Genomic DNA, 10205 nt, shown 5'->3' on the forward strand with positions numbered 1-10205 from the left:
TTTCAGGCGTGCAGCGTCCCGGCGCCGAGCAGGCCGAACAGCAGCAGCCCGACGATGATCCGGTAGACGACGAAGGACGTGAAGCTGTGCCGCGCCACGAACCGCAGCAGCCAGGCGATGGACGCGTACGCGACGGCGAACGACACGGCGGTGCCGACGGCGAGCGGCAGCGCGTCCGCCCCGGTGCCGAGCGCGGTGGGCAGCTCGTAGATCCCGGCGCCGGTCAGCGCGGGGATGCCGAGGAAGAACGACAGCCGGGTCGCGGCGACCCGGTCGAGGCCGAGCAGCAGCCCGGCCGAGATGGTCGCGCCGGACCGGGAGAAGCCGGGGAACAGCATGGCGAGGATCTGCGACGACCCGATCACCATCGCGTCGGTGAGGGACGTGTCGTCCTCGCCGCGCTTGTGCCGGCCGAGCCGGTCGGCGAGCCACATGACGACGCTGCCGCCGAGCAGCGACCCGGCGACCACCCACAGCGACGCCAGCGGGCCCTCGATGAGGTCCTTCGCGGCGACGCCGACGATGACGACGGGGATCGTCGCGAAGATCACCCACCAGCCGAACTTGTAGTCGTGGTGGTACCGCTCGGACGGGTCGGCGATCCCGCGCCCCCACGCGGTGACGATCCGGAGGATGTCCCGGAAGAAGTACACCAGCACGGCCGCGATCGCGCCGACCTGGATCACCGCGGTGAACCCGACGACGGCTTCGTCGTCCACCGGGATGCCCAGCAGCCCCTCGGTGATCTTCAGGTGCCCGGTCGAGGACACCGGCAGGAACTCGGTCAGGCCCTCCACGATCCCGAGGACGACGGCCTGCCCGACATTGATCACGCTCACCGGCCCGGTTCCTCTCCAGCCCCGCTCCCGCCCTGCGCGGGGGCCGCCGCGAGCCTACTGCGGCCCGCCGGGCGCGGTCCCCGCCCGGGGCGATGACTTCACCCATCCTTAACCGAACGGCCGCGTCCGGTCCGGGGACGCGCCGACGCGGGCCCATCCCGGCCTCCGGGGCTGGGTCACCCGGCCTTCGGGGTGGCGCGCAGCCCGAAGTGCAGGTAGCGCTCGCCGGTCGGGAGGGCGTAGAACGTCACGGGCATCCAGTTGTCGGTGCCGGGCTCCCGGACGGCGAAGACGTCCTCCTCGATCGCCGTCATCGGGTACTCCCGCACCGGGTCCGGCAGCATCGCGGCCAGCGGCCCGGTCGCCGTCGTGCGCAGGACGGGCCCGTCCTCGCCGCGGAGCACCTCCAGCCGCGAGCCGGCCCGCTCGTAGCGGCCGAGGTGCGGCTCGACGTCCGCGGCGACGGGCTCGGCGGGCGGCCGCAGCGCCGGCGTCGGCTCGACGCCGGCCAGCCCGGTGAAGATCTCCCGGGTCAGCGCCTCGCTGAGCCCGTCGGTGTCGCCGCCGTTGGTGAGCAGGACGGCGGCGAGGCCCTCGTCCGGCAGCACGTGGAAGTAGGCGTTCTGCCCGATCGTCGCGCCGCCGTGCCCGATCACCGGGTGCCCGTCCCAGGTCATCCTGCTCCAGCCGAGCCCCCAGGACTCGCCGAGCGTGCGGGTGTCCGGCAGCTCCGCGTGCCGGGCGGCCATGGCCGCGGCGCTCCGCGCGCTCAGCAGCCGCGCCCCGCCGGGCGCGAGCCCGCCCGTCAGGTGCAGGCGCGCGAAGGCGAGCACGTCCGCGGCGGACGCGCCGATCAGCCCGGCGGGGCCGATGGACCGCGGCAGCTGCCACACCGGCGCCCGGGACGGCGCCGCCCCGTCCGCGCTGACGTGGCCGACGGCGGCGCGGTGCAGCAGCGCCTCCTCCGGCAGCGTGATCGTGCGCCGCAGGCCCAGCGGTTCGAAGAGGCGCTCGCGCATCGCCTCGTCCCACGTCTTGCCGGTCAGCTTCTCGATGACCCGCCCGGCCAGCGAGAACCCGGCGTTGCAGTACGACCAGGTGGCGCCGAGCGGATGGTTCTGCGCCACGTCCGCGAGGACGGCCGTGTACTTCTCCAGGCAGTCGTCGCCGCGCCCGGTGTCGGTGAACACGTCGCCGTCGATGCCGCTGGTGTGGGTCAGCAGGTGCCGCATGGTGACGCGCTTCGCGGCCTCGCGGTCGGCCAGCCGCAGCTCGGGCAGCACCTCGGCGAGCGGCGCGTCGAGCTCGAGGAGCCCCTCGTCCACCAGCTGCATCACGACCGTCGCCGTCCACACCTTGGTGATCGACCCGATCTGGAACACCGAGTCGGTGGTGGTCTCCACGCCGGTGTCCTTGTTGAGGACGCCGTAGGCGGCCTCGGCGAGCTCGTCCTCCCGGCCGGGCCGCAGCCGCAGGATGCCGAGCGACGCGCCCGGCACGCGGTACCTCGGGGCGAGCGCCGCGAGCCGGCGCCGCCAGTGGTCCGCGTCGATCGGCGCGCGGTGCGAGCCGGCGGCGTCGGCGGCGTCACCCGCGTACCGCTCGGCCCGCTCCACGACGCGCCGGTCGCGGTCTCCGGCGCGGGGGCGCTGCGTCACCCCCAGATCTCCTCGGCGGTCTCCGCGATGAGGCGCAGCTTCGCCGCCTGCTGCTCGGCGGTCAGCACGTTGCCCTCGACCGTCGAGGAGAACCCGCACTGCGGCGACAGGCAGATCTGCTCCAGCGGCACGAACCGCGACGCCTCGTCGATGCGCCGCTTCAGGTCGTCCTTCGACTCCAGCTCGCCGCGCTTGGTGGTGACCAGCCCGAGCACGACCATCTTCCCGGGCGGGACGAACCGCAGCGGCTCGAAGCCCCCGGACCTGGCGTCGTCGTACTCCAGGAAGAACCCGTCCACGTCCAGCTCGCTGAACAGCGCCTCGGCGACGAAGTCGTAGCCGCCCTCCGCCGTCCAGGACGACCGGAAGTTGCCGCGGCACATGTGCGTGGTGACGTTCATGCCCTCGGGGCGCTTCGCCAGCGCGGCGTTGATCTGCTTGATGTAGCGCAGGTGCAGGTGGTCGGCGTCGTCGCCGCGCTCGGTGATCATGGCGCGCTGCGCGGGGTCGTTCAGGTAGGCCAGGCTGGTGTCGTCGAGCTGCAGGTACCGGCACCCCATCTCGCCGAGCCGCCGCACCTGCTCGGCGTACGCGGCGGCGAGGTCGGACCAGAACTCCTCGACGTCGGGGTAGACCTTCGGGTCGATCGAGGCCGGGCCGCCCCGGTAGTGGACCATGTTCGGCGACGGGATCGTCAGCTTGGGCGTCACGCCGTCCTCGACCGTCCGCTGCAGGAACGCGAAGTGGTCGGCGAAGATGGTCTCGTCCAACCGGATCTTGTCGTGCACCCGCAGCGCGGCCGTGCTGAACTCGATGTCGCCCTGCTCGTTGTGGAACCGCACCTTGATCTTGTCGTCCGCGGGGCTGATCCCGCCGAGCCGGTAGATGAAGTCCATGTGCCAGGACGTGCGGCGGAACTCCCCGTCCGTCGCCGACCGCAGCCCCGCCTCGCGCTGCATGGCGACCACGTCACGGATGGCGGCGTCCTCCGCCGCGGCCAGCGCGGCGTCGTCGATGCGGCCCTGGGCGTGGTCCTCCCGGGCGGTCAGCAGAGCCGGCGGACGCAGCAGGCTTCCGACGTGGTCGGCGCGGAACGGCGGCTCGGTGCGCAGAGACAAGACTTGCTCCTCTCGCGAGAAGGCGGTGTGGTCCTGCCAATCTAGGCAGGTCTGTGACGACGATCAACGAGTTGTCCAAAATGCCGCGCCACCTGGTGCGCAGCGGGGCCGGCGGCAGGTGGTCAGATGGAGCTCGCCGTGCGGGCGCCCGGCGGTCCGGGCGGCCCACAGGATCCGGGGCCGCCCGTCGCGCCCGACGGCGAGGTCCAGGGGGCCGGGAATCTCGGTGTAGGCGCCGACACGCGTGGCGTCGCGGCGGGTGCAGCCCGCGTCCCGGCAGGCGAGGAGCATGACCGACGAGCCGGTCAGATCGTGGACGGCGACGAGCGGCAGCCCGTCCGTCCCGAGCGCGAGGGCGGGCGCCTGCCGTGCCGCCCTCCGGGCCGCCGATCCGGCGGTGACGGGGCGGCCCAGCAGCAGGCCCGCCGCGATGAGGACGACGCTGACGACCGCGGCGACATGCGCGGCCAGGAGCGCGATCAGCGTCACGCCGGTGAAGAGGAGGATCCCGCGCGACAGCCCGTACGTGCGGATCTCGCCGTTGACCACATGGCCGTCGCCGCCGAGGGCCGTGACGGCGACCGCGACGCAGAGCAGCTGGACCGCGACGTAGCAGGCGATGACCGGCGCCGCCGCTCCCGCCAGCCCGGAGCGCAGCAGCCGCCAGGTCCGCCGGAGCGTCGTCAGCGCGCCCTCCGGGAACGCCGGGTCACGCGGCGGGGTCACCGGCCGGGACCTCCGCTCAGCAGGCGCACGGTGCGCCATGGCACGGGGGGCAGCTCGCGTGCGAAGACCGCCGGCGGCGTCGCGGCGGTGCCGGTGCGTCTCTCCGCCTGCTCCGTCACGGTCTCTCCGGGGTGTACCGCCTATCGGAGTTGACATCATCACCCACTGGCAGACAGAAGGCGCGTAAATACGGAGAATTCGGCGGCGTCGTCCGCTTCCGGCCGCTCCGGGCCGCTGACAGGTGGAGGAGGGGGGAGGGTCAGGTCCGGGGTTCGCGGCGCAGGAGGTAGGTGTCCATGATCCAGCCCTTGCGGGCGCGGGCCTCGGCGCGGACGGCCCGGATCTCGTCGGCGACCTCGCGGACGGGCCCCGAGACGAGGATCTCGTCGGGCGTGCCGAGGTAGGCGCCCCAGTAGATGTGGAAGTCGTCGCCGGCCTCGGCGAACGAGCAGTGCGCGTCCAGCATGACGAGGACGTCGTCGGCGGTGGGGCCCTCGGCGGCGAGGCGGCGGCCCGTCGTCAGGTGGACGGGGCGCCCCACGCGGGTCAGCCCGATCCGGTGCCGGGCGGTCAGCGCGGACACGCTGCTGATGCCCGGGATCACCTCGTACTCGAACTCCGCGTCGACCTCCCCGAGCGCGGCCAGCGTGCTGTCGTAGATTCCGGGGTCGCCCCAGACCAGGAACGCGCCGGTCTGCCCGTCCTCCAGCTCGTCGTCGACGAACGACTGGTAGATCCGCGCGCGGCGGGACCGCCAGTCCTCGACGGCGGCGGTGTAGGCGGGGCCGGAGGCGGTGCGGTCGCGCTCGGGGTCGGCGGCCTCGACGACCCGGTACGGGGGGCGGGCGTGCGCCGCGATGAGGTCGCGCCGCAGCCCGGCCAGCTCCCGCTTGGCCTCGCCCTTGCCGACGAGGAGGAACACGTCGGCGGCGGCGATGGCCTTGGCCGCCTGGAACGTCAGGTGGTCCGGGTCGCCCGCGCCGATCCCGATGATCGAAAGCCGCTTCACCCGGCCAAGAATGCCAGCTATAGACTTGGCGCCGCATGTCGTGGAGGAGGCCGGTGGACGCGCGTTCGATCACAGTCGTCGGCATCGGCGCGGACGGCTGGGACGGGCTCCCCGAGGCGTCCCGCACGGCGTTGCGGGAGGCGGAGGTGCTGCTCGGCAGCGCCCGCCAGCTCGGCCTCGTCGAGGAGACGGCGGCCGAACGCGTCGCCTGGCCGTCCCCGCTGCTCCCCGCGCTCCCCGGGCTGCTCGACCGGTACGCCGGACGCGCGGTCGCCGTCCTCGCGAGCGGCGACCCCATGTTCTACGGGATCGGCTCCGCGCTCGCCGACCTGGTCGGCGCGCGGCGGCTCCGGGTGCTGCCGCACCCGTCGTCGGCGTCGCTCGCGTGCGCCCGGCTCGGCTGGCCGCTGGACCGGACCGACGTCGTCAGCCTCGTCGGCCGCCCGCCGGAGACGCTGAACGCGGCGGTCGCGCCGGGCCGCCGCATCCTCGTGCTCGGCGCGGGGCGCGAGGCCCCCGCGGTCGTCGCCGCGCTGCTCACCGGCCGCGGCTTCGGCCCGAGCCGCATGACCGTCCTGTGCGACCTCGGCGCCGGGCACGAGACGGCGGAGCACGGCGTCGCCGCGCAGTGGACGGGCCCGGCCGCCTCCGCGCTCGCCGTCGTCGCCGTCGAATGCGCGCCCGGCCCGGACGCGGCGCCGCTGCCCCGCGTCGCCGGGCTGCCCGACGCGTCCTACGAGCACGACGGGCAGATCACCAAGAGCGAGGTCCGCGCGGTCACGCTGTCGCGTCTCGCGCCGCTGCCCGGCGAGCTGCTGTGGGACGTCGGCGCCGGGTCCGGCAGCGTCGCGATCGAGTGGGCGCGGGCGCATCCGTCCTGCGCCGCGGTCGCCGTCGAGAGGCGCCCCGACCGGGCCGCGCGGATCGGCCGCAACGCGCGGGCGCTCGGCGTGCCCGGCGTCCGCGTCGTCGAAGGCCGCGCCCCGGACGCGCTCGCCGGCCTCCCGCAGCCGGACGCCGTGTTCGTCGGCGGCGGCCTCACCGCCCCCGGCCTGCTGGAACGCTGCTGGGACGCGCTGCGCCCCGGCGGGCGGCTCGTCGCCAACGCCGTCACCCTCGAATCGGAGGCCGCGGTGGCCGGGCTCCACCGCACCCGCGGCGGCGAGCTGGTCCGCCTCCACGTCGAGCGGGCCGCGCCGCTGGGCGGGTTCACCGGCTGGCGCCCCGCGATGCCCGTCACCGTCTGGACGGCCCGGAAGGACACCCTGTGACCGTGCACTTCGTCGGCGCCGGCCCCGGCGCCGCCGACCTCATCACCGTCCGCGGCCTGCGCGTGCTGGAGTCCGCGCCGGTGTGCCTGTACGCGGGGTCGCTCGTGCCGCGCGAGCTGCTGGACGCGTGCCCGCCCGGCGCCCGGCTCGTCGACACCGCGGACATGACCCTCGACGAGATCGTCGCCGAGCTGACCGCCGCGCACCGCGCCGGCCTCGACGCCGCCCGGCTGCACTCCGGCGACCCGTCGGTGTTCAGCGCGGTCGCCGAGCAGATGCGGCGGCTGGACGCGGCCGGCGTGCCGTACGAGGTCGTCCCCGGCGTCCCGGCGTTCGCGGCCGCCGCGGCGTCGCTGCGCCGGGAGCTGACCGTGCCGGGCGTCGGCCAGACCGTCATCCTGACCCGCACGGCCGTCCGCGCCACGCCGATGCCCGACGGCGAGGACCTCGCCACCCTCGGCGCGAGCGGCGCCACGATGGTGCTGCACCTGGCCGTCCAGCGCATCGACGAGATCGCAGCGGAGCTGGCGCCGCACTACGGCGCGGACTGCCCGGTCGCGGTCGTCGCCCGCGCCAGCCGCCCCGACGAGGTCGTCCTGCGCGGCACGCTCGCCGACATCGCGGAACGCGTCCGCGAGGCGGGGGTCAGGCGCACGGCGGTGATCGTCGTCGGCCGCGTCCTCACCGCGTCGGCGTTCCCCGACAGCCACCTCTACAGCGCCGCCAGGGACCGGGCGTGCGGCGCGTCCTGATCCTCGGCGGCACGGCGGAGGCCCGCGCCCTCGCGGCATCCCTCACCGGCGCGCACGTCGTCTCCTCCCTCGCCGGCCGCGTCACCGACCCGCGCCTCCCGGCGGGCGAGGTGCGCCTCGGCGGGTTCGGCGGCGCCGAGGGGCTCGCGGCCTGGCTCCGCGAGAACCGGATCGACCGCCTCGTGGACGCCACCCACCCGTTCGCCGAGCGGATGAGCGCGCACGCCGCGCACGCCGCGCGGGCGACCGGCGTCCCGCTGCTCGCGCTGCGCCGCCCCGGCTGGGCCGAGGAGGACGGCGACGACTGGCGCCGCGTCCCGTCCCTGCCGGCCGCCGCCGGAGCGCTGCCGCGCGGCGCCCGCGTCTTCCTCACCACCGGCCGCCGCAGCATCCCGGTGTTCGCCGCCCGCGCCGACGCGTGGTTCCTCGCCCGGTCGGTCGACCCGCCGGAGCCGCCCGTACCGTCCAACGTGGAGGTGCTGCTGGCCCGCGGCCCCTACACGGTGGACGGCGAACGCGCGCTGCTGCGCGAGCACCGCCTGGACGTCCTCGTCACCAAGGACAGCGGCGGCGCGATGACCCGCGCGAAACTCACCGCCGCCCGCGACGCGCACATACCGGTCATCATGGTCGACCGTCCGCCGCTCCCCGAAGGCGTCCAGGCCACCGGCGACGTGGCCGCCGCCGCGGCCTGGGCTCAGGGGTAGCGGCGCGGCGTGTAGACCACGCCCTTGCCGGTGACCCGGGTGGTGGACGACCCCACGATGACCAGGCATCGCATGTCGACCTCCGCCGGGTCGAGCTTGCCGAGCGTCGTCACCGTCACGCTCTCCCCGGGACCGCCGACGTCCCGCCCGATCACCACCGGCGTCTCGGGGGAGCGGTGCTCCAGCAGCAGGTCGCGCGCCGCCGGAAGCTGGTGCCGCCGCCGGCTGGACGACGGGTTGTAGAGGGCCAGCACCAGGTCGGCCTCGGCGGCCGCCGAGATCCGCCGCGCGATCACGTCCCACGGTTTGAGGATGTCCGACAGCGACAGGACGCAGAAGTCGTGCCCGAGCGGCGCGCCGGCCCGCGCCGCGACCGCCTGCGCCGCGGTCAGACCCGGCACGACGTGCACGGGCACGCCGGCGAACTCGTCCTCGTCCGCGGCCTCCAGCACGGCCGCCGCCATCGCGAACACCCCCGGGTCGCCGGACGACACGACCGCGACGCGCGCCCCGTCCCGCGCCAGCGCCAGCGCGTGCCGGGCCCGGTCGGCCTCCACCCGGTTCCCGGACGCGTGCCGCCGCTGCCGCGGGTTCGGCGGCACCCGGTCCAGGTAGGGGCCGTAGCCGACGAGGTCGGTCGCGGACGCCAGGACGTCCAGCGCCTCCGGGGTGAGCCACGGCCGCCCGGCCGGGCCGAGCCCGACCACCCGCACCCAGCCGGGGCCCTCCGGCCGCGCCGGGGGAGGGGCCTCGAACGACCGCTCCGCCGGACTGGTCAGCAGCGCCAGCGACATGTACGGCACGTCCGCCGGATCGACGTCGGCGAGCGGCGCGACCCGCTGCCGGTCGGTGGCGGCCCGCTCCACGTACCAGGCGTCGCCGAGCCGCCCCGCGTCCTCGAACGCCTGCCTGACCTTGGGGAACGTCCGGCCGAGCTTGATCACGGCCGCCGCGTCGGCGCCGCGCAGCCGCTCGGCCAGCTCGCCGCCGGGCAGCGTGCCGGGCAGGACGGTCAGCGTCTCCTCCCGCTCCGCCAGGGGGCGCCCGGCCGCCGCCGACGCCGCGCTCAGCGACGTCACGCCGGGCACCACCTCGGTCGGGTAGTGCGGGGAGAGCCGCTTGTGCAGGTGCATGTAGGACCCGTAGAACAGCGGGTCGCCCTCGCTCAGCACCACGACCGTCCGCCCCGCGTCGAGGTGCGCGGCGAGCCGGGCGGCGCAGTCGGCGTAGAAGTCGTCCAGCGCCCCCTGGTAGCCGCCCGGGTGGCCGGTCGCCTCGGTCGTCACCGGGTAGACGAGCTGCTCCTCGACCTGGCCGTCCCGCAGGTACGGCGCGGCGACCGACCGGGCGATGCTGCGCCCGTGCCGCGCGGAGTGGTAGGCGACCACGTCGGCGCCGCCGATCAGCCGCGCCGCCTTCACCGTGACCAGTTCCGGATCGCCGGGGCCGACGCCCACGCCGAACAGCCGCCCCGCCATCACTCCGCCTCACTGGCGACGGCGTTGACCGCCGCCGCCGCCATCGCGCTGCCGCCGCGCCGCCCGCGCACCGCCAGGTGGTCGAGGCCGCTCGCGGCGAGCGCCTCCTTGGACTCGGCGGCGCCGATGAACCCGACCGGGATCCCGAGGACCGCCGCCGGCCGCCCCGCGCCCCCCTCGACCAGTTCCAGCAGCCGGAACAGCGCGGTCGGCGCGTTGCCGATCGCGACGACCGCGCCGTCGAGCCGGTCGCGCCACAGCTCCAGCGCCGCCGCGCTCCGCGTGGTGCCGAGCCGCGCCGCCAGCTCCGGCACGCCGGGATCGCCGAGCGTGCACACGACCTCGTTGCCGGCGGGCAGCCGCTTCCGGGTGATCCCGGACGCGACCATCCGCGCGTCGCACAGCACCGGCGCGCCGCCCAGAAGCGCCGACCGCGCCCGCTCCACCACCCCAGGCGACCACAGGAGGTCCTGGACGAGGTCGGTCATCCCGCAGGCGTGGATCATCCGGACCGCGACGCGCGCCACGTCGTCCGGCAGGCCCGACAGGTCGGCCTCCGCGCGGATCGCCGCGAACGACCGCCGGTAGATCTCGGCGCCGTCCCGGACGTAGTCGATCACCGCTGCCCCTCCGCCGTCTCCGCCCCC

10 protein-coding genes are annotated in these 10205 nt (G+C 75.6%); 3 read left to right on the forward strand and 7 right to left on the reverse strand.

All coding sequences use genetic code 11. The annotated features are described in order from the left end of the window. Positions 1 to 2: 2 nt before the first annotated feature. The 5 genes from ACIWVC_RS18645 to cobF form a co-directional block, all read right to left on the reverse strand. Positions 3 to 839, reverse strand: a complete 837-nt coding sequence (locus ACIWVC_RS18645; protein WP_396454372.1) for an undecaprenyl-diphosphate phosphatase — start codon at positions 837 to 839, stop codon at positions 3 to 5. Positions 840 to 1015: 176 nt separating this feature from the next. Further along, on the reverse strand, positions 1016 to 2497 hold the full coding sequence (locus tag ACIWVC_RS18650; protein ID WP_396452974.1) for a serine hydrolase domain-containing protein: 1482 nt from the start codon (positions 2495 to 2497) through the stop codon (positions 1016 to 1018). Next, positions 2494 to 3615, reverse strand: a complete 1122-nt coding sequence (locus tag ACIWVC_RS18655; protein WP_396452975.1) for a 5-methyltetrahydropteroyltriglutamate--homocysteine S-methyltransferase — start codon at positions 3613 to 3615, stop codon at positions 2494 to 2496. The genes ACIWVC_RS18650 and ACIWVC_RS18655 overlap by 4 nt, the downstream gene beginning before the upstream one ends. A 63-nt stretch (positions 3616 to 3678) precedes the next feature. Further along, a complete protein-coding gene (locus tag ACIWVC_RS18660) occupies positions 3679 to 4341 on the reverse strand; it encodes a hypothetical protein (RefSeq protein ID WP_396454373.1) in 663 nt (220 codons plus the stop codon). A 259-nt stretch (positions 4342 to 4600) separates the two neighbouring features. After that, complete coding sequence (gene cobF / locus ACIWVC_RS18665; protein ID WP_396451470.1) at positions 4601 to 5350, reverse strand: precorrin-6A synthase (deacetylating); 750 nt, start codon at positions 5348 to 5350, stop codon at positions 4601 to 4603. A gap of 53 nt (positions 5351 to 5403) precedes the next feature. Between cobF and cbiE the strand changes: the two genes are divergently transcribed. Genes cbiE through ACIWVC_RS18680 form a run of 3 tightly spaced genes read left to right on the forward strand, consistent with a single transcriptional unit; the run spans position 5404 to position 8080 of the window. Next, positions 5404 to 6621 carry a precorrin-6y C5,15-methyltransferase (decarboxylating) subunit CbiE gene (gene cbiE / locus ACIWVC_RS18670; protein ID WP_396454374.1) on the forward strand — a complete coding sequence of 406 codons (1218 nt, stop codon included), beginning with the start codon at positions 5404 to 5406 and terminating at the stop codon, positions 6619 to 6621. Further along, positions 6618 to 7373, forward strand: a complete 756-nt coding sequence (gene cobM / locus ACIWVC_RS18675) for a precorrin-4 C(11)-methyltransferase (RefSeq protein WP_396454375.1) — start codon at positions 6618 to 6620, stop codon at positions 7371 to 7373. Before cbiE ends, cobM begins: the two co-directional genes overlap by 4 nt. After that, a complete protein-coding gene (locus ACIWVC_RS18680) occupies positions 7358 to 8080 on the forward strand; it encodes a cobalt-precorrin-6A reductase (protein ID WP_396454376.1) in 723 nt (240 codons plus the stop codon). The genes cobM and ACIWVC_RS18680 overlap by 16 nt, the downstream gene beginning before the upstream one ends. Here the strand turns inward: ACIWVC_RS18680 and ACIWVC_RS18685 are convergent. Beyond that, positions 8071 to 9558 (reverse strand): precorrin-2 C(20)-methyltransferase, encoded by a 1488-nt coding sequence (locus ACIWVC_RS18685; RefSeq protein WP_396454377.1) that lies wholly within the window; start codon positions 9556 to 9558, stop codon positions 8071 to 8073. The genes ACIWVC_RS18680 and ACIWVC_RS18685 overlap by 10 nt on opposite strands. Further along, positions 9558 to 10178 (reverse strand): precorrin-8X methylmutase, encoded by a 621-nt coding sequence (locus tag ACIWVC_RS18690; protein ID WP_396454381.1) that lies wholly within the window; start codon positions 10176 to 10178, stop codon positions 9558 to 9560. Before ACIWVC_RS18690 ends, ACIWVC_RS18685 begins: the two co-directional genes overlap by 1 nt. Between the last annotated feature and the right edge of the window lie 27 nt (positions 10179 to 10205).

Origin of the sequence: Actinomadura sp., assembly GCF_044508335.1 — a bacterium.
In the GTDB taxonomy this organism is placed as follows: Bacteria; Actinomycetota; Actinomycetes; order Streptosporangiales; family Streptosporangiaceae; genus Spirillospora.

What these genes read in the sequence shown, in the direction of transcription:
- ACIWVC_RS18685 (WP_396454377.1), bottom strand. Translation starts at nt 9,558, where the DNA reads ATGGCGGGGCGGCTGTTCGGCGTGGGCGTCGGCCCCGGCGATCCGGAA.